Raw genomic sequence first — 20,542 nt, 5'->3', positions numbered from 1 at the left:
GATATTATGGCAAGTTTTGTAGAAGCAAATCGTTTGTATAATGAGGGGAAGTACCAAGAAGCTTATGATATCTATGTTGAATTGGGTAAAGTATTTGGCGACTCAATAATTCAGTACCAACTGGAAATATTAAAAAAGAAGATACAAAATAAAGATTCAGTTGTGATTATTTCTCAATCAAACGATTTAGATAATGCCACCAAAATTATGTTATCCAATATGGGAGAATCTAAACTTTCAGATAAGGAATACAAGGACATTTTAGAGACTTGGTATAAAAAAACAAAAAATAAATCTGCAGATGCGGACATTAAACCAATCAATCCAATTCCTAGTGATTGGCCAAAAGATTTAGTCTTGCCTAGTTTGCCAGAAGGGGTGAATGATTTTTTTTGGAGCAATACAAGCAAAAATAGTAATAAAAAGACATCTAATTTTGGACTGTCGGTGATTATACCTACCTTTAACAGAGGCCACATCTTAGAAATCACACTATCCTGCCTGATTAACCAAAAAACACAATACTCTTTTGAGGTGATTGTTGCTGACGATGGTAGTAGAGAAGACATTTGTGCTATCGTCAGGAAATATGAAAAAGATTTAGATATTAAGTATGTGCGTCAAAAAGACTACGGCTATCAACTATGTGCTGTCAGAAATTTAGGTCTAAGAACGGCTAAGTATGATTTTGTCTCGATATTAGATTGTGATATGGCACCAAATCCTCTGTGGGTAGAATCATACATGAAACTTTTGGAGGAGAATGATAATGTTGCATTGATTGGTCCAAGAAAATATGTAGATACACATAATATTCAGCCAAGTGAAATTATAAATAACCCCGCTTTGATCGAACAATTGCCCGAAGTTCAAACCAATAATTCTGTATCGGGGAAAAATGACGGTGAAATTTCAGTAGACTGGCGACTTGAACATTTTAAAAAGACTGAAGATTTGCGTTTGTGTGATACACCATTTCGGTTTTTTAGTGGTGGCAATGTTGCTTTTGCACGGAAATGGTTAGAGAAAGCTGGTTATTTTGATGAGGAATTTACTCATTGGGGTGGAGAAGATAATGAATTTGGTTATCGCCTATTTAAATACGGTTGTTTTTTTCGTGCTGTTTGGGGTGGTATGGCATATCATCAAGAACCGCCTGGAAAAGAAAATGAGACGGATAGAGCCGAAGGTAAAAAAATTACAATTAATGCTGTAAAGCAAAAAGTTCCTTACTTTTATCGAAAAATCCAATCCATTAATGAGGCACAAATTTACAAAGTGCCTTTGGTAACCATCTACATTCCTGCCTATAATTGTGCAAATTCTATTCAAAGATGTGTTGATAGTGCCTTAAACCAAACTGTTACTGATTTAGAGGTTTGTATTTGCAATGATGGGTCTACCGATAATACTCTAGAAGTTGTAAAATATTTATATGCCAACAATCCAAGAGTTAAGATTATTTCTAAAGAGAATGGTGGGATTGCATCAGCTTCCAATATAGCAGTTCACAACGCTAACGGATATTATATTGGTCAATTGGATTCTGATGATTATCTGGAACCTGATGCAGTAGAGTTATGCTTGAAAGAATTTTTAAAGGATAGATCACTTGTTTGTGTGTATACAACTAATCGCAATGTAAATTCTGATGGTAGTTTGATAGCTAATGGGTATAATTGGCCTGAATTTTCAAGGGAAAAGCTAACTACGGCAATGATAGTTCATCATTTCAGGATGTTTACGGCAAGAGCATGGCACCTAACCACTGGTTTTGATGAGAAAATTGAAAACGCTGTTGATTTGGATATGTATCTTAAATTAAGTGAGGTTGGGTCATTTAAGCATATCAATAAGATAAGTTATAATCGGGTATTGCACGGAAATAATACATCTATTAAAAACTTAGGCATTCAAAAGAAAAATCATTTTTTAGTTGTTAATAATGCTTTAAATCGTCAAGGAATTACTAACTATCAATATAGTGCTGCTGACAACGATGACGGTAGTAGAAAATATTCCTTTATCAAAAATAGTGGCAGTAATATATCATCTGATTTAGTGTAGGTAAAACTGGCTTTTAGCCTAGTTTATCCTGATCGGCTGGATGGGTTATTGAGGAAATTGGATAATATTATTTGAATATAATTTTGGTATAGTTGTTATCATTCTGCATTTAAATCCAAAATTTATCAGTATTGATATCTCTAATAAACTATATGAATTTGAAAATCAGCATAACGTCAAAATAATTATCAATTCTGAAATTTCTTATGAAAATTTCAAATATAAGCAAGTGGAATATTATCTAAGCAACTTCAATCAACGATGACAGATTGAAAGAAATTCAGGAAAATTTTATTTCTGGAAGTATTGTGCCAGAAATCAACAATAGAGATATTGTCGCTCCAACTATTTTGCTATTTCTATCAATGTTGCCGTTACATTCTGACAAGCCATACCGACAAGAGGCGATGTTGGCAAATGTTTTGAGATTGTATTATCAATATTTAAGAGTAAAATAAAATGAACATCACCATCACAGGCACAGGCTATGTCGGCCTATCCAATGCGGTATTATTATCGCAAAAATACACCGTCATTGCCTTAGACATTGATAAAAATAAAGTAGATAAAATAAATAATCGTCAATCTCCGATTGATGATAAAGAAGTTGGCGATTTTTTATCTACTAGGTCATTAAATCTAACGGCAACGACTGATAAAAACACCGCTTATCAAAATGCCGACATTGTCATTATTGCCACGCCGACCAATTATGACAGTCAGACAGGTTATTTTGATACCAGTAGTGTGGAGGCTGTGATTGATGATGTGCTTGCTATTAACCCAAAGGCACTCATCGTCATCAAATCCACCATTCCTGTTGGTCTTACCCAAAACATTCGTCAAAAATTAGGCGTAGACAACATCATCTTTTCGCCAGAATTTTTGCGAGAGGGTAAGGCATTGTACGACAATCTTTATCCGTCTAGGATTATTGTTGGTGAGCAGTCAGAGCGTGCCAAAGCATTTGCCGATATGCTTCTTGATTGTGCGATTAAAAAAGATGTTGAAATCCTATTAACCGATCCTACCGAAGCGGAGGCGATTAAGCTCTTTGCTAATACTTATCTTGCTTTGCGCGTGGCGTATTTTAATGAGCTGGACACCTACGCTGGAATACACGGTCTAAATACTGCCCAAATTATTAAAGGTATTGGACTAGATCCTCGCATTGGTACTTATTATAACAACCCCTCTTTTGGTTATGGTGGTTATTGTTTGCCAAAAGATACCAAACAATTACTTGCTAATTATAAAGATGTCCCCCAAAATCTTATTCAAGCCATCGTCGATGCCAATACCACTCGTAAGGATTTTATTGCCAAAGACATTTTAAAAACTAATCCCAATGTCTTGGGTGTGTATCGTTTGATTATGAAAGCAGGATCAGATAATTTTCGTTCGTCTGCGATGTTTGGTGTCATTAAACGCCTGCGCGCCAAAGGCATCGCGGTGATTATCTATGAGCCAAAATATGCAGGTGATGAACTCGATAGAATGCAGGTGATTTCAGATTTGTCAGAATTTAAACAAAAAGCCGATATCATTATCGCCAATCGCTTGACTGATGAACTATCTGATGTGTTAGAAAAAGTCTATACTCGTGATATTTCAGGGGTGGACGATTAGTGTTTTTTAAAACACAACATAAAAAGCAGGATAATATGGCATGTCAAGTGGCAAATTATCCTGCTATATTGCGTTATAAAACCCCAAAAAGCTACTGGCAAGCAATGCGATTGGGGCTTTATCAAACAGTTTTAAATAATACACCCATTATTCAAACAAAAAAATCATTCATTACCAAAAAAATTGCTCAATTAAAACGTTTTGTTATTTCTGATGAATATTTGCAAATAGAGATTTGGCAAATACTATCCAATGATGATTTAAAAAAATATCACAAAGAATTTATCAAGGAAGCTTTTTATTTATATCCTAAAATTTTTGTAGAATATTTTTTAAATCATAGAGAATGGCTTAGTGATCAATATTATTTGGGATTGGCATTATCGTATGCTAATGATAATAATATTTTAGAAGACTTTGAATCAGAATGTGGTGAATTTTTTAAACATTTTGATACGATTGATAAGCAATGCTTACATGCCAATATTTATTTAAATACCAATGATAAGAAAATCACTCAACTTAATCATATTTTATCAGAATATCACTTATTATCATTATCTTTAAACAATGATTGTTTTTGTGTTAATTACTTGTCATCCAATATTGATAAAGCACAAGAGCATTCATCAAAGGTCAGCGTGATTGTTACGGCTTATAATGCCCAAAACACCATTAAAACTTGTATTCAAAGCCTATTAAATCAAACTTACGCCAATTTAGAAATTATCATCATCAATGATCATAGTGATGATGATACATTAAGCATCATTCAAGCTTTGGCAAGACAAGATGGTCGCATCAGATGGATTGATTTGTCAAGAAATACCGGGACTTTTGTTGCCAAAAGTATTGGAGTAATGTATGCTACTGGCGAATTTTTAACTTGTCAAGATGCTGATGATTTTGCTCATCCCCAAAAAATCGCCATTCAAGTTGAACCATTATTAAAAGATGAACATTTAGTTGCTACAACTTCTTATTGGCTTAGAATAGATAATAATGGTAATTTTTATGCAAGGCAATATTATCCTTTTTTGAGACAAAATCCTGCATCGCCCTTATTTCGCCGTCAAAAAGTCCAAAATGAAATTGGGCTTTGGCATATTGCCAGAACAGGTGCAGATAGTGAATTTTGGGCGAGATTAAAGTTGTGTTATGGCGATGATAAAATATTACCTATTAAACAGCCTTTAACTTTTGCCAGTCATCATAAGGATTCTTTGATGAATTCGAATAAATTTGGCGTACATAACCGACAATCGGCATTAACACGGCTGGACTATTGGGAAAATTGGCAATTATGGCACATTGATTGTTTGACAAAAAAACAACCTTTAAAAATGCCTGACATTCAAGAGCAAACAATCCAAAAAATATTTGAAATCCCCCATTCTTTGGTTGTGGATATAGATGATATTCGCTATAATTTAAAGTATCATAAAACTGATAAGGCTATTTAATGACCAGACACATCACCCACGCCATCATCCCCACTGCAGGCTTTGGCACTCGTATGTTGCCACTCTCCAAAGCCGTGCCAAAAGAGCTTCTGCCACTTGGTGACAAGCCCGCCATTCACTATGTCGTCATGGAGGCGGTGCGTGCTGGCATCAAAAACATCGTGCTTGTTAATCACGCCCAAAAAAGTGCCATTGAAAATTATTTTGACATCAACAGCGAACTAGATACCCAACTTCGCTCTAAGGGTAAAAATGAGCTGGCGGACAGTCTAAACTTTTTGCCTGATGATGTGCGGATTATCAGCGTGCGTCAAGGTCGTCCGTTAGGTCTAGGTCATGCGGTATTGCAAGGGCGTGCGGTCGTAGGCGACAACCCCTTTGCCGTGCTGTTGCCCGATGTGATGCTAGATCCCTTTAAGACTGATTTTAAGGCGGATAATTTGGCGTACATGCTGGATAAGTTTGCCAAAACAGGTCGCTCACAAATTTTGGTAGACCCTGTGGCGGACGATGATGTGCACAAATACGGCATTGCTCGCCTTGCCGATAAGCAAACCATTGCCAAATCCGACACCAATCAATCTTTTGATGTTAAGGGTTTTGTAGAAAAGCCCCCGCTAAAAGACGCTCCGTCCAACCTTGCGGTCGTGGGGCGGTATGTGTTTAGCCCAGAGATTTTTGACTTTTTGGCAAAAGTTGAACCGTCCGTGGGCGGTGAGATTCAGCTTACCGATGCCATTGATGCACTTATCGGCGAGCAGGGCATGGACGTGGTAACCTTAAAGGGCGAGAGCTTTGATGCGGGCGACATGGCGACTTATATCAAGGCATTTGGTTATTTTGCCGAGCATATTGGCGAGTCGTTTTAAGGATTTGCCATGAACCAAAGCCCTACTTGGCAAACCCTACATGCCCTTGCCGATACCAACCCCACTTTAACCGAACTGTTCGCTCAAGATGATAAGCGTGCCAACACTTTTCATCTGTCCGCCCCTTATATGGTGCTGGATTATGCCAAAGCGTGCCTTGATAAGACGGTGCTAGATACGCTGATTAACTTTGCCAATGAGTGTGAGTTATCCCAAAAAATCAACGACTTAATGAGTGGTAAACAGGTAAACGACAGCGAGAGCCGTCCTGCCTTACACACCGCCCTGCGATTGCCAAAGGGCGAATCACTCATCGTGGATGGCACGGACGTATCCGCCCAAGTCGAGGCTAGTCTTGATAAGTGCGAGAGTATCGCCCACCGCATTCGCACAGGCGTGTGGCGGGGCTATTCGGGCAAAGCAATCACGGACGTGGTATCTATCGGCGTCGGTGGCTCAGACTTAGGGCCCTTGATGGCGGTGGACGCTTTGGCGGAGTACAAAGACACCGCTATCGATGTGCATTTTGTCTCCAACATGGACGGCACGCATTTGCAAAACTTGCTTGGCAAATTATCCGCCGAAACCACCGTATTTATCGTGGCATCCAAGTCCTTTGGCACGGTGGATACATTGTCCAACGCCAGTACCGCTTTGGCGTGGCTGACTACCTTTACCGCCAAAGATGTCGCCCTAAGACGGCATTTTATTGGCGTGTCGGCAAATCCTGCCTGCATGAGCCAGTGGGGCATTCATAGCGATAATCAGCTCATCTTTTGGGAATGGGTGGGCGGTCGGTTTAGTATGTGGTCGGCGATTAGTCTGTCGGTGGCGATTGCGGTGGGTATGGATAATTTTAAACGCTTGCTTGACGGGGCGTATCAGATGGATTGCCATTTTAAATCCGCCCCCTTTGCCAAAAACGCCCCTGTCATCATGGGTTTGCTTGCCGTGTGGAACGCCACGTTTTTGGGGATTAACGGACATACGGTGTTGCCTTATGATGGACGGCTTAAATTTTTACCAAGTTATCTGACCCAGCTTGAAATGGAATCCAACGGCAAATCCGTTACCAAAGACGGGCAAACGGTGGATTATGCCACTTGCCCAATTCTGTGGGGCGAAGTCGGCTCAAACGCTCAGCACGCCTTTTATCAATTGCTTCATCAAGGCACGCAAAGGGTATCGTGCGATTTTATCGCTTGTGTAAGTCGCTACGATGACGACAGCGAGCTTGCTTATCAGCACCGTCTTGCCTTGTCAAACTGTCTGGCTCAGTCTCGGGTGCTTGCCTTTGGTAATGATGCTCTGCCAGACTTGGCAAGCAGTCCCAACCACCGCTATCGGGGCAATCAGCCGTCCACCACCATTTTGTTAGATAGTCTTACGCCAGAAAGTCTTGGCTCGCTCATCGCTTTATATGAGCATAAAGTCTATGTGGCGTCCGTGCTTTGGGGCATTAACCCCTTTGACCAATGGGGTGTTGAAATGGGTAAAATCATGGCAAACAGCGTGTTTGACGTGCTAAACGGGCAGGGCGTGGGCGACTTTGACAGCTCCACCAATTTTTTATTAAACATCATCAAGGATAGCCATGCACACGACTAACCAAAAGCCCTGCACCCTTGTCGGACATAGCATAGACTGCCTAACGACTGCCGTTGTCTTGGCAAGTCTTGGCAAGCGTGTCGTGATTTATGGCAATGACTTGGACGACATCGCTCGCCAGTACGCCTTTGAGCATGAGCTTGTCGCTTTGTACGAGATGTACAAAAGCCGTGAAGTCATTACCCTTGTGGGTTTTGACGACTTTGTGCCAAAGGAGTCCGAGCTTTGTTGGCTATTTGTGAGCGATGTGTGTTTTGATAATGTGGACGTATCCGTGTGGATAACTGCCTTTAATAAAGCCAATGACACAAGCCCTGTTATCCTAAGTGGTAACTTGCCCTTGGGGGATTTTGATGCCTTGGCAAAGGGGCTAAAACGTGCCTTGGTGTATTATGTGCCGTTTGTGTTTTTGGTGGATGGACAAGCCTTTACATCCATGCTAAATCCGCACCTACTGCTCATCGGACAAAAGACCGACCATCCATTATCCGCCCTCATGCCTGTGATAAATGGGGCAAAATCAGTGCAAACGACTGACATCGCTACCGCAGAGTTCGCCCGTGCGTCCGTCATGGCAATGCTTGCTACTCGGGTGAGCCTCATGAATGAGTTATCACGGCTTGCCGACCGTCAAGGCGTGGATATTACCACAATCAGTCATATCATGGGGCAAGACGGACGGCTGGGGGTGAGCTATCTTACCGCAGGGGCAGGCTTTGGCGGACGGACATTGCCAAACGAGATGATGACCTTGCAGGCGAGCTTTGATAACAAAAACGTCAAAAATCCCATTTTGTCTGCCGTGTCGGAGTTAAATGACGACCAAAAAGAGCTACTGTTTCGCAAATTTTGGCGGTATTTTGACGGCTTTATTGATGACAAAACGGTGCTGATTGTGGGCGGTAGTTACAAATCAGGCTCAGGACGTACCGACAATTCCGCCATTCATCGGCTACTGCCCCTATTATGGTCGTATGGCATTACTACCTATGTGGCAGGGGGCGTGGCGGATGATGAGCTTATTAGGCTTTATGACGATGAGATGCTGTTTAAACCAAGTGGTATTGATGTGGACGTGCAAGCGATATTTGTCCTAAATCGCATTGACAGCTTTGATGTGAATCGCCTTGCTATCGGTGTACCTGTGTTTGACGCCAATGTGTTAAATTGTGATGAGATTGGCAGGTTAAAGGGTGGGTATTTTGGTGTGGGGCGGAAAAATCACTAAACCTATTTTTAAGAGAGTATGACATGAAAAAAATCCTAGTAACAGGCGGAGCGGGCTATATCGGCTCGCATACCTTGATTGAGCTGATTAAGGCAGGTTATACGCCTGTGGTGTATGATAATTTGTCCAATTCTAGCCCTGTGGCGATTGGGTGTGTGCAAAAGATTGTCGGTACGCAGATAGCATTTATCAAAGGCGATGTGCTAGATAAGGCTCATTTGGAGCGAGTGTTTGATGAGCATGATTTTTTTGGCGTGATTCATTTTGCAGGGCTAAAAGCGGTGGGCGAGAGCGTGGCAAAACCGCTTAAATACTACCAAAACAACGTAACAGGCACGCTAAACCTACTAGAAGTCATGAAAGACAAAGGCGTAACCAACTTTATCTTTTCATCATCGGCAACGGTCTATGGCGACCCAGAAGTGTTGCCCATTACCGAGACCGCCAAGCGTTCTTGCACCAACCCTTATGGACAGTCCAAGCTCACGGTGGAGTATATCCTAGAAGATTTGGCAAAATCCGCCAAGGACAGCCAAGTGTGGAATATCATCTCCCTACGCTACTTTAACCCCATTGGGGCGGACGCATCAGGGACAATCGGCGAAGACCCAAGCGATATTCCCAACAACCTTATGCCTTATATCAGCCAAGTGGCGGTGGGTAAATTAGAAAAATTATCCGTGTTTGGCAATGATTATGACACGGTGGACGGCACAGGCGTGCGTGATTATATTCATGTGGTGGATTTGGCAAAAGGTCATGTGTCGGCACTTAACTATATTGCCAAATGTGAGACGGCTTTTGGCTTTGAGCCGATTAACCTAGGCACAGGCAACGGCACAAGCGTATTAGAGCTTGTCAATGCTTTTATCCACACCACAGGTCAGTCCGTGCCATACGTCATCGCCTCAAGACGAGCAGGGGACATTGCCACTTGCTATGCCAGTAGTGATAAAGCCAAAAATTTGCTTGGCTGGACGGCAGAATACGACATCGAGCGTATGTGCGTGGACACATGGCGTTGGCAAAGTCAAAATCCCAGAGGGTATCATGCCTAAACAAAAACCGCCCAAAGGCGGTTTTTGCGACATTATGACAGTCATGTCCTATTCACTATGCTTCTTAACCTGCTCAATCCGCTTATCCGTCTTGGGGTGCGTGGACAGTACCGACCAATGCCCTTGACCGTTGCCATGTTCTTTTTTCATTTTCTCAAAGAAGTTGGCAAGGTGCATGGGCGATATGCCAAGGCGTTTTAGCTCATCGATGGCAAATTTGTCCGCTTCCATCTCCGCATCTTGGGAGTATTGGGCGGCGGCGAGTATGGTGGGTAGGGCGAGTATCAAATCAGACGCATCGCCTGTGATGACGATGACCAGCACCCCCACACCAATACTGCTGATCGCCTGCTCTAAGCTATGACGATGCACCAAATGCCCCTGCTCATGGGCAAGCACGGCTAGGATTTCGTTGTTATCCCCGCTAAGCTCGATGAGCTCGTCTGTGATGACGATGGTATTACTCGGTATGGCAAGAGCATTTGCCCCGATGACCCCGCCCCCACGCACCAGCACTTTGGCTTTGGGGTTGCCATCTAGCTTGTTATACAGAGCGACGATTTCATCTTGGCGAGCCTGTGGCAGCTTGCTTGGCTCGGTCAGCTCCATGACGTGCTCTTCTGCCTTTTGTCCGACTTCCATCAAGACATCAGGGGGCAGGGAGTGGGCGATGTGGTGCGATGCCAATGGCACGCCAAATTTGAGTACGCCTGTCATAAAAATAATAACACCGACCAAGCTTACCAAAATCCACCCAAAACTACTCTCCATGATGGAGATTTTTTGAAATAGGCGTTTGTTGTGCAGTTCAAGCCAATCAGGTACACCGCCAATCAGCTCAATCCGCTCACCGCTACCAAAGGCAAGCACCCCTGCCGACCGCCCCACGCTCGGCACAAATTCACAGTCGGCAGTCCGATACACTCTGCCAAAGCCGTCGCCTTCTAGCACAAAGTTATCAGGGCTTGTGCTTGGGCGGATATGGGCGGTATGGGCTTTGCTTGTTTTGCCATCAAAATAGCGTACGATGATTGGGCGTGTACTCATGACAACCTACCATGACACGTCAATATCAAACACATCGGCAATCTCTTCACCCAAAGCGGATTCTTCTACCATTTGGGGCGTGATAATCTCATCAAAATTCTCATAACTTACCAAAGACAGCGTCTCGGTCTTATAGCGATGAAGTCGCACTGCCGCCCACGGGGTGAATAGCCCAAGCGTCAAGCCAATCAGCAAAAAGTTGGTAAATTGAATAAAAGCAAATCTAAAAATGCTAAACTCATTTAGCACAAACTCACTCTCGCCAATGGTCAAATTGCCCCACACGACCTTGTGCAGACAGGCTTGGGTGAGTGGTACGATAAGTAGCATCATAAGGTACATACCAATCACAGCAAGCACTGCAACTCCCACACCAAAATCCGACCCAATCACTGCCCCAAGACCTATCATGACCACACCACCAATAGAGGCAAGGATGACAATCCCAATCGGTATCAACACCGCCTTGTACACATCAAGCATACTGGCGTGCCACTCAAATGCCATCTCGCCAAATTGGGTGTTATCAAACTGATAGCCCTTAAATAATCGCCACGCAAATGGGGCAAGTAGGGCAAAGCCAATCAAAAATATCGACGCACCCAAACCGATCATTTGCAAGTTTTGGGTGACATAACTGCCTGCGCCAACGATTACCAAGTTGATGATGACAATCAGTCCAAACAGCAAATAGGCGGACAGTAAAGTACCCACAAAGGCAAAGCGGACGTTTTTGTATTGGCTATTTCTTGCCCGAAAGCGTAACGTAGAACGCACAAGCCACGGAAACAAAGCCATCAGCAAAAGACCGCCCGCCGCTGCCACCATGGGCGAGAATTGCCCCAAGACACTAATGACAACATACACCCCAAGAGCGATGAGTCGCCCAAGCAAAATCCGCTTAGGATTAGCGGTAAAGTCAAATGGCTCATCGTTTAGCTCGGTGTTGCCATAAAAATACCGCAGACGGCGAACCTTTGCCCACGGCGAATAAATCCCAAGCGTGATAATCGTGAGCAGTAAATTGACAATCCAAATCTTAAAATACTCCGTCCCTGTTCCATAAAAATAAAAGTCGTAATTGATACGGCTCATCGGGCAGGGCAGGTGGCGTGGGTGTGTCATAATTGGTAGGGGGTAGGGTGTCGTAGGCGTTGAAGGTATTTTGGTCGTCTTTGGGGATTGACATACAATGTCCTTATGCTTGATTTGAGAATGGCTCTTGTTTGAAGTACACAAATTATACCAAAATCAAACCAAAAATACAAAAGTTAAGATTTGATTAATTTTATTGATTTTATGATAAAATAAGACATTAAACTCAGGCTTAATTTTTATGAAAAAACTTATCCTAGCAAGCAACAACCAAGGCAAACTTGCCGAATTTCAAACTCTTTTTGATGGTGCAAATCTAGGCATTAGCATTATCCCCCAAGGCGAGCTTGGCATTACGGACGCTGATGAGACGGAACTGTCTTTTGTCGAAAACGCCATCATTAAGGCTCGTCATGCCAGTTCTGCAAGCGGACTGCCCGCCCTAGCGGACGATAGCGGACTTTGTGTGCCTGCGCTTGGCAATTTCCCGGGGATTTATTCGGCTCGCTATGCCAGTTTAAATGGCGTGGGCGAAAAAGGCGATGATGGGGCGAATAATCAAACACTACTTGCCAAATTACAGCCCTTTTTTGAAAAAGGCGAAATGGTGGACGCATTTTTTGTCTGTGTGTTGGCACTTGTTCGCCATGCCGATGACCCGTTGCCGATGATTGCCCAAGGATTGTGGCGTGGGCAGATTTTAAAAGAGCCGATGGGCGAGCATGGCTTTGGTTATGACCCCTTATTTTGGCTACCAGAGCTTAATAAAACTTCGGCACAATTAGAAAAGAGCGAAAAAAATGCAATCAGTCATCGAGGGCAAGCCCTAGATAAGCTCATCGCCCATTTAAAACAGGGCGAATTTGATAGGTTGTAATTTTGCCAAAAAAAAGCTATACTACTCATCTTTTAGGATTTTTGTGGGCGTTTTTATAAAATGCTTACCCAATTTTTGAGAATTTCACTAAATAAGTGATTGAATTTTAACAAATTTTAAGGTAGATTCCCCATGAGTAACTTAGACGTTGCTGTAAATGTCATCTCAGACAAAGAAACCCAATTGACCGTTAAAGTACCTGTTGGTACCATCCAGAGCAAAGTGGAAAGCCGTATTCGTAGCCTTGCTAAAACTGCCAAAATTGATGGCTTTCGTAAAGGTAAAGTGCCTGTGAGTCACATCCGTGCTCAGTATGGTGCCGGCATTCAGCAAGAAGTCATCAATGATGTCATTCGTGACACCGTTTTTGAAGTATTGGCTGACAAAAAAGTGCGTGCCGTGGGCGTGCCTAGCATTGATGATGTCAAGCTAGAAAACGACTTTTTGGTGTACCAAGCGTCTGTTGAAACCATGCCAGAAGTGGAAGTTAAAGGTCTTAGCGAGATTGAAGTGGAGCGTCAAGTTGCCACCGTGTCTGATGAAGACGTGGACACCATGATTGAAAACCTACAAAAACAACGCCAAACCTTTGAAACCAAAGATGGCGAGCTGGCAGACGGTGATGAAGCGACGTTTGATTTTGAAGGCTCAATCGATGGCGAGAAATTCGAAGGTGGCAGTGCTGAGAACTATCGTCTTATCATCGGTTCAGGTCAGATGATTCCAGGCTTTGAAGACGGCATGAAAGGCATGAAAGCGGGCGAAGAGAAAACCATCAAGGTAACTTTCCCAGAAGATTATCAAGCCGAGAACCTAAAAGGCAAAGAAGCAGACTTTAAAATCACTGTTAAAGAAGCCAAAGAAGCCAAACTACCTGAGCTAAACGATGAATTCTTTGAGCTGTTCGGTGTGAGTGAAGGTGGTCTTGACAAGCTAAAAGCGGATGTTCGTAAAAATATGGAGCGTGAGATTAAGAGTGCCGCTCGCAACCAAGTCAAGCAAGCTACCTTTGACGCGTTGGTTGAGAAAAACGAATTTGACGTGCCAAATGCCATGCTGGCTGGGGAGATTGACCGTCAGCGTAACCTAATGCTACAACGTTTTGCCCAGCAGTTTGGTGCCAACCCAAATACTTTTGACAAAAACATGCTACCTGATGAGCTGTTTGAAGACCAAGCGTTGCGTGCGGTACGTCTGGGCGTGCTCGTGGGTCAAATCATCGACAAGCAAAAGCTAGAAGTTGACCAAGAGCGTGTGACTGCCTTTATCAGCGAGGCTGCCGAAAACTACGAAGACCCTGCCGAGGTCATCGAATACTACACCAACGACAAACAAGAGCGTGCTGGTATCGAAGCGGTCGTGCTAGAAGACCAAGTGGTGGAATACATCCTATCACAAGGCAAAGTGACCGACAAAGAAGTCAAATACCAAGACCTATTGGCGGCAGCTCAGCAAGCCCAAATGTAAGTTGCCAAAAAATGACACAAATACCCTAACAAAAAGTGTTGGGGTATTTTTATTTTGTGGTAAAATAGCTTGATTTCATTTGAATTTTTAAGGGCGTGCCTGCCTTTTGTATTTGCAATGAAAAATAAGGGAAATCGCCCGTTTTTCAAGGAAAAAGTGAAGTCTGATAGTCGTTCTATCAAACGAGCTTTTGACGATGAAAAACAATCCGACCACTTAACTGGCTAAATTTTTAAGATTTTTACTTAACTTTTTAAATTAAGTGGTCGGATAGCCATTTTTCATGCAAAAACAGATAGTTTATTTCTAAAATATTTATTTTAAATTGTGTTATAAAGGGCAGGCACGCCCAAGACTTAACAGGATATTGTATGAATGATTTTCGCAAAAACCCTTTTTATGATCAACTTGCCGACACCTTTCACACCGCCCCACAGTCTGCCCTTGTGCCTGTGGTGATTGAGCAGTCGGGTCGTGGCGAGCGTTCGTTTGACATTTTCTCACGCCTACTGCGTGAGCGTGTGATTTTTTTGACTGGTCAAGTCGAAGACCACATGGCAAATTTGATTGTTGCCCAACTGCTATTTTTGGAAGCGGACAACCCTGAAAAAGACATTCATCTATACATCAACTCCCCTGGTGGTGTGGTTACCGCAGGCATGGCGATGTTTGATACCATGAACTTTATCAAGCCTGATGTCTCTACCATCTGCCTAGGACAGGCGTGTAGCATGGGGTCATTCCTATTGGCGGCAGGGGCTAAGGGTAAGCGTTATGCCCTTGCTAACAGCCGTGTGATGATTCATCAGCCGTCGGGCGGGGCTCAGGGTCAGGCGACCGACATTGAGATTAGTGCCAAACAAATCCTAAAAATCCGTGAACGCCTAAATGCCATTCTTGCCGAGCGTACTGGTCAGTCACTTGAAAAAATCGAGCGAGACGTTGAGCGTGATTATTGGTTAGATGCCTTTGAAGCCAAAGAGTATGGCTTGGTGGATGCCGTGCTTGAAAAACGACCTGTGTAGCAAATGACCGATAACGGCAGGCTTATCCTGCCTAGCAAAGATGTGTAAAAGGAAAACTGATGACTAAGACCAAAGAGCCGTGCTGTGCCTTTTGTGGCAAGAAAAAAGATGAAGTCAAAAAGCTCATTGCTGGCATTGATGAGAATACCAACATCTGTAACGAGTGCGTGGAGCTGTGTGGCGACATGTTGGGCGGTATGGATTTGAACACCAAAAACGAGCAAGGCAAAAAGCCAAGCCATGCCAAAGCCAAAAAAGCCAAAGCCGATGATAAAGACTGGGCGAGTGCGGTGCTACCCAAGCCCAAAGAGATTCGTGAACATCTAGATGAATACGTCATCGGTCAAGACACCGCCAAAAAAGCGTTGTCCGTGGCGGTCCATAACCACTACAAACGCCTAAAAGTGCGCGCCGATAACAAAATCTCGCCCGTGGAGCTTGCCAAAAGTAACATCCTGCTCATCGGCCCCACAGGTTCGGGCAAAACCCTACTGGCTCAGACCCTTGCCAAGATGCTAGATGTGCCATTTGCCATGGCGGACGCAACCACACTCACCGAAGCGGGTTATGTGGGCGAGGACGTGGAGAACATCGTTCAAAAACTGCTCCAATCTGCCGACTATGACGTGGAACGCACCCAGCGTGGGATTATCTACATTGATGAGATTGACAAAATCAGCAAAAAAGGCGAGAACGTCTCCATCACGCGTGATGTGTCAGGCGAGGGCGTTCAGCAGGCTCTGCTAAAACTCATCGAAGGGACGGTTGCCAACATTCCACCCCAAGGCGGACGTAAGCATCCCAATCAAGAGATGATTCAGGTGGATACCAGTAACATTTTGATGATTGTCGGTGGGGCGTTTGCAGGGCTTGAACGTATCATTCACCAACGTACTGAGAAGACGGGCATTGGCTTTAATGCCGATGTCAAAGCCCAAGAAGAGACCAAAATCAGCGAGCTGTTCAAAGAAGTCGAGCCTGAGGACTTGATTAAGTTTGGTCTCATTCCCGAGCTTATCGGACGTCTGCCTGTGATTGCCACGCTTGATGAGCTTGATGAAGATGCTCTGATTCAGATTTTGACCGAACCCAAAAATGCTCTGACCAAACAGTACGAATACTTATTTGACATGGAAGGGGTGAAGCTGACCTTTGAAGATGAAGCCCTGACGGCAGTCGCCAAGCAGGCGATGAAGCGTAAGACAGGGGCGAGGGGTCTGCGTTCTATCATCGAAAATGCCTTGCTTGACACCATGTACGAACTGCCAAGCATGGAGGGTGCCAAAGAAGTGGTGGTGACTCGTGCGGTGATAGAAGATGGTGATAAGCCCGTGGTCAAATGACACGCACGGCACAAAAGGTGGACAACTGTCCGCCTTTTTTATTGAAAATTTATTGGAAAATGACCAACAAGTCAATGTTACAAAATGGTCATGATTTTGCCTAAATGATTGTGATATAGTAAGTACGCACTGCCAGTGATGGACTGTGGGCGAGATGGAGATGACAAATGTGATTTGTTGTTTTGCCCATATCGGTCGTATCATGAGTGATATTTAACCAAACCCCATTGGGGGACATAACAGGAGTAATCATGATTTATAGTGGAAAATCCATACAAGTCAGCCGACTAGACGGCGACATTGTCAAATTTCATTTTAATAATGAAACCGAATCGGTCAATAAATTTGACCAAGCCACCAATGCCGAGTTCAAAGAAGCCGTAACCGCCTTGGAGCAGGATACGAGCATCAAGGGCTTGATTGTAACGTCAGGCAAAAAGGTCTTTATCGCAGGGGCGGACATTACCGAGTTTGTCGGTTATTTCAAAAAACCCCAAGAAGAATTGGAAAATTGGCTACTTGACATTAACAGCGTGTTTAACCGTTTTGAAGATTTGCCATTTCCTAAGGTGTCAGCTATCAATGGCGCAGCGTTGGGCGGTGGCTGTGAGATGACCCTTGTGTGTGAGTACCGTGTCATGGGGCAATCGGCTCAGATTGGCTTGCCTGAGACCAAGCTCGGTATTTTCCCAGGCTTTGGTGGTAGTGTGCGTACGCCACGCATTATCGGAATTGACAACGCCCTAGAACTCATCGCCACAGGCAACCCCCTAAAACCCAATGATGCCTTAAAAGTGGGCTTGGTGGACGCTGTCGTGGCGGATGAGAGTGTGGAGCAGTCGGCTCTGGATTTGGTCAAAAAGTGCATAAATGGCGAGCTTGACTGGCAAGCCAAACGTGCCGAAAAGCTAGAACCTGTTAAACTTAACCAAACCGAGCAGGCAATGGCGTTTAACTCTGCCAAAGGTGTGATTTTTGCCAAAGCCAATCCCAAGCATTATCCTGCCGTTGCCCTTGCCCTAGATGCGATAGAAAACCACGTTAATTTGGGGCGTGATGAAGCGATTAAGATTGAAGCGACCAATTTTGCCAAATCCGCCAAAACCCCACAAGCGGCTGCCCTTGTCGGTGTATTCCTAAACGACCAGCTGGTCAAAAAACGTGCCAAAGACCAATCCAAAACCGCCCACGACATCAATGAAATGGCGGTGCTTGGGGCAGGGATTATGGGCGGTGGTATCGCTTATCAGTCGGCAGTCAAGGGCTTGCCTATCATCATGAAAGACATCAAATCCGAGCAACTTGACCTAGGCATGAATGAAGCAAGCAAACTCCTTAGCAAAGAAGTAGAACGTGGCAAAATCAGCACTGCCAAAATGGGCGAAACCCTATCCAAAATCCGCCCAACCCTAAACTATGGCGATTTTGCTACGCCTGACATCGTCATTGAAGCGGTGGTGGAGAACGAAAAAATCAAAAAAGCGGTGCTTGCCGAGACCGAAAGCCTCATCAAGGACACGGCTATCCTTGCGTCCAACACGTCCACGATTAGCATTACCGAGCTTGCCAAGTCGCTAAAACGCCCCGAGAATTTTGTGGGTATGCACTTTTTTAACCCCGTTCATCGCATGCCCCTTGTTGAGATTATCCGTGGCGAGCAGACGAGCGATGAAGCGGTGGCGACCACAGTTGCCCTTGCTCAAAAGATGGGCAAAACGCCAATTGTGGTGAATGACTGTGCAGGATTTTTGGTGAACCGTGTGCTGTTCCCTTATTTTGGGGCGTTTGATTTACTTATCAAAAACGGGGCGGATTTTGTCAAGATTGATAAAGTCATGGAAAAGTTCGGCTGGCCTATGGGACCTGCCTACCTGCTTGACGTGGTGGGCATTGATACAGGTGTTCACGCAAGTGCGGTCATGGCGGAGGCTTTCCCTGAACGTATGAAGCCTGACTACAAGAGTGCCACGACTGTCATGTTTGAAAATAACCGTTTGGGTCAAAAAAATGGCGCAGGCTTTTATAACTATGAGCTTGACAAAAAAGGCAAGCCCAAAAAGAGCGTGGATACGACCACTTATGAGCTACTAAAAGCGGTACAAGATGGTAGTAGCGACTTTGATGAACAAGAGATTATTGACCGTTTGATGGTGGCGTTTTGTACTGAGACGGTGCGTTGCCTAGAAGACAGCATCGTGGCAAGTGCAGGCGAGGCGGACATGGCAATGCTCATGGGGCTTGGTTTCCCACCGTTTCGTGGTGGTCCGTGTCGCTACATTGACCAAGTGGGCGTAAAAGAATTTGTCGCCTTGTGCGATAAATACGCTCATCTGGGCAAGGCGTATGAAGCTCCGCAACTCTTGCGAGACATGGCAGAGCGTGGCGAGAGTTTTTATCAATAATTAAAATTTTAAGGAAAAAAACCATGACAACCCTATCCCCAACAGACGTAGTGATTATAGACGGCGTACGCACCGCCATGGGCAAATCCAAAAACGGTATGTTCCGCAACGTGCGAGCCGAGACCCTATCGGCAGAGCTGATGAAAGCCTTAATCAAGCGAAATGATTTTGACCCCAATGATATCGAAGACGTGATTTGGGGCTGTGTCAATCAAACCTTGGAGCAAGGCTGGAACATCGCTCGCCACGCAAGCCTATTGGCAGGCATTCCAAAACACGTGGCAGGACAAACGGTAAACCGCCTGTGTGGTTCGTCCATGCAAGCCCTACACACCGCCGCCGCCCAAATCATGACCCACCAAGGCGACATCTTTATCATCGGGGGCGTGGAGCATATGGGGCACGTTGCCATGATGCACGGCGTGGACATCAACCCCAGTAGCTCAAAGCACATCGCAAAAGCGTCCAACATGATGGGGCTAACTGCTGAGATGCTTGGGCGTATGAATGACATCAGCCGAGCCGAGCAGGACGAATTTGCCCTAGGCTCACACGTCAAAGCGACCAAAGCCACCCAAGAAGGACGGTTTGATAAAGAAATCGTGGGCGTGGAAGGGCATGACGAGCAGGGCAATTTGCAACTATGCACGGTGGACGAAGTGATTCGTTTTGATGCCAATATTGAGAGCCTACAAAAACTCAGACCCGTATTTGACCCTATAAACGGCACGGTAACGGCAGGTTCATCGTCCGCCCTATCAGACGGTGCGTCCGCCATGCTCATCATGTCGGCAGGCAAGGCCAAAGAGCTTGGGCTGACCCCACGAGCCAAAATTCGCTCCATGGCAGTGGCAGGGTGCGATGCGGCGATTATGGGCTATGGTCCTGTCCCTGCCACGCAAAAGGCACTAAAACGAGCAGGGCTGTCTATCGGCGACATTCAAACGGTGGAGCTAAACGAAGCATTCGCCGCCCAAGGCTTGTCGGTACTCAAAGGCTTAGGGCTGTATGACAACCAAGACATCGTCAATCACAATGGCGGGGCGATTGCCCTAGGACACCCCTTAGGCTGTTCGGGGGCGAGAATTACCACAACCTTACTCAACGTCATGGAGCAACAAGACACCCAAATCGGACTTGCCACCATGTGTATCGGACTGGGGCAGGGGATTGCGACTGTGATTGAAAGGGTGTAATCTGATGGATAAGGGCGTAGCGATACGCTCTTATTTTTTGGTCGAGGGGTGTGTTGCAATACCGCCAAACTGTGCTAGAATAAAAGGTTAAAAAATTTTTTGGAAAAAACGTCATGCCCCTTGACATCATCAAAACCGCCATTACAATAATTCGCAATTCGCAATTCG

16 protein-coding genes are annotated in these 20,542 nt (G+C 44.6%); 13 read left to right on the top strand and 3 right to left on the bottom strand.

The window, feature by feature from the left end:
• The first annotated feature begins 6 nt into the window (after positions 1-6).
• The 7 genes from B5J93_RS11155 to galE all read left to right on the top strand — a co-directional run bounded on the left by B5J93_RS11155 (position 7) and on the right by galE (position 9,922).
• Positions 7-2,067: a glycosyltransferase family 2 protein gene (locus B5J93_RS11155; RefSeq protein ID WP_167432605.1), complete on the top strand. Its 2,061-nt coding sequence runs from the start codon at positions 7-9 to the stop codon at positions 2,065-2,067.
• Between the two features lie 459 nt (positions 2,068-2,526).
• Positions 2,527-3,696, top strand: coding sequence for a nucleotide sugar dehydrogenase (locus B5J93_RS11150; RefSeq protein ID WP_079326448.1), 1,170 nt, complete (start codon positions 2,527-2,529; stop codon positions 3,694-3,696).
• A 35-nt stretch (positions 3,697-3,731) separates the two neighbouring features.
• The gene (locus B5J93_RS11145; protein WP_079326447.1) at positions 3,732-5,159 is read left to right on the top strand and encodes a glycosyltransferase family 2 protein; all 1,428 of its coding nucleotides are present in this window, start codon (positions 3,732-3,734) and stop codon (positions 5,157-5,159) included.
• Positions 5,159-6,028: a UTP--glucose-1-phosphate uridylyltransferase gene (locus tag B5J93_RS11140; RefSeq protein ID WP_079326446.1), complete on the top strand. Its 870-nt coding sequence runs from the start codon at positions 5,159-5,161 to the stop codon at positions 6,026-6,028. Before B5J93_RS11145 ends, B5J93_RS11140 begins: the two co-directional genes overlap by 1 nt.
• Positions 6,029-6,037: 9 nt before the next feature.
• Positions 6,038-7,636 (top strand): glucose-6-phosphate isomerase, encoded by a 1,599-nt coding sequence (pgi, locus tag B5J93_RS11135; protein ID WP_079326445.1) that lies wholly within the window; start codon positions 6,038-6,040, stop codon positions 7,634-7,636.
• Positions 7,623-8,864, top strand: a complete 1,242-nt coding sequence (locus B5J93_RS11130; RefSeq protein WP_079326444.1) for a hypothetical protein — start codon at positions 7,623-7,625, stop codon at positions 8,862-8,864. Before pgi ends, B5J93_RS11130 begins: the two co-directional genes overlap by 14 nt.
• A 23-nt stretch (positions 8,865-8,887) precedes the next feature.
• Entirely contained in the window at positions 8,888-9,922 is a 1,035-nt protein-coding gene (gene galE, locus B5J93_RS11125) for a UDP-glucose 4-epimerase GalE (protein ID WP_079326443.1), read from the top strand.
• 48 nt (positions 9,923-9,970) lie between these two features.
• On the opposite strand, the gene B5J93_RS11120 is transcribed toward galE, so the two are convergent.
• The 3 genes from B5J93_RS11120 to B5J93_RS13600 are packed head-to-tail and all read right to left on the bottom strand — an operon-like array spanning position 9,971 to position 12,158.
• Positions 9,971-10,969 (bottom strand): M48 family metallopeptidase, encoded by a 999-nt coding sequence (locus B5J93_RS11120; RefSeq protein ID WP_079326442.1) that lies wholly within the window; start codon positions 10,967-10,969, stop codon positions 9,971-9,973.
• 6 nt (positions 10,970-10,975) lie between these two features.
• Complete coding sequence (locus tag B5J93_RS11115) at positions 10,976-12,064, bottom strand: YjgN family protein (protein ID WP_158080740.1); 1,089 nt, start codon at positions 12,062-12,064, stop codon at positions 10,976-10,978.
• On the bottom strand, positions 12,009-12,158 hold the full coding sequence (locus tag B5J93_RS13600; RefSeq protein ID WP_158080739.1) for a hypothetical protein: 150 nt from the start codon (positions 12,156-12,158) through the stop codon (positions 12,009-12,011). Before B5J93_RS13600 ends, B5J93_RS11115 begins: the two co-directional genes overlap by 56 nt.
• Before the next feature lie 147 nt (positions 12,159-12,305).
• On the opposite strand from B5J93_RS13600, the gene rdgB reads away from it, so the two are divergent.
• From rdgB to fadA, 6 genes are all read left to right on the top strand, one after another.
• Positions 12,306-12,941: an RdgB/HAM1 family non-canonical purine NTP pyrophosphatase gene (gene rdgB, locus B5J93_RS11110; protein ID WP_079326440.1), complete on the top strand. Its 636-nt coding sequence runs from the start codon at positions 12,306-12,308 to the stop codon at positions 12,939-12,941.
• Between the two features lie 132 nt (positions 12,942-13,073).
• The gene (gene tig / locus B5J93_RS11105) at positions 13,074-14,408 is read left to right on the top strand and encodes a trigger factor (RefSeq protein ID WP_079326439.1); all 1,335 of its coding nucleotides are present in this window, start codon (positions 13,074-13,076) and stop codon (positions 14,406-14,408) included.
• 371 nt (positions 14,409-14,779) lie between these two features.
• Positions 14,780-15,433, top strand: a complete 654-nt coding sequence (gene clpP / locus B5J93_RS11100) for an ATP-dependent Clp endopeptidase proteolytic subunit ClpP (RefSeq protein ID WP_079326438.1) — start codon at positions 14,780-14,782, stop codon at positions 15,431-15,433.
• A 59-nt stretch (positions 15,434-15,492) separates the two neighbouring features.
• A complete protein-coding gene (gene clpX / locus B5J93_RS11095; RefSeq protein WP_079326437.1) occupies positions 15,493-16,776 on the top strand; it encodes an ATP-dependent protease ATP-binding subunit ClpX in 1,284 nt (427 codons plus the stop codon).
• Between the two features lie 251 nt (positions 16,777-17,027).
• Positions 17,028-19,178 carry a fatty acid oxidation complex subunit alpha FadB gene (gene fadB, locus B5J93_RS11090; RefSeq protein ID WP_079326436.1) on the top strand — a complete coding sequence of 717 codons (2,151 nt, stop codon included), beginning with the start codon at positions 17,028-17,030 and terminating at the stop codon, positions 19,176-19,178.
• A 23-nt stretch (positions 19,179-19,201) separates the two neighbouring features.
• The gene (gene fadA, locus B5J93_RS11085) at positions 19,202-20,374 is read left to right on the top strand and encodes an acetyl-CoA C-acyltransferase FadA (RefSeq protein ID WP_079326435.1); all 1,173 of its coding nucleotides are present in this window, start codon (positions 19,202-19,204) and stop codon (positions 20,372-20,374) included.
• Positions 20,375-20,542 lie beyond the last annotated feature (168 nt).

This window comes from Moraxella equi, from assembly GCF_002027555.1.
GTDB lineage: Bacteria > Pseudomonadota > Gammaproteobacteria > Pseudomonadales > Moraxellaceae > Moraxella > Moraxella equi.
Note: the sequence above shows the minus strand (reverse complement) of the source record. Positions and strands in the feature narration are given on the sequence as shown.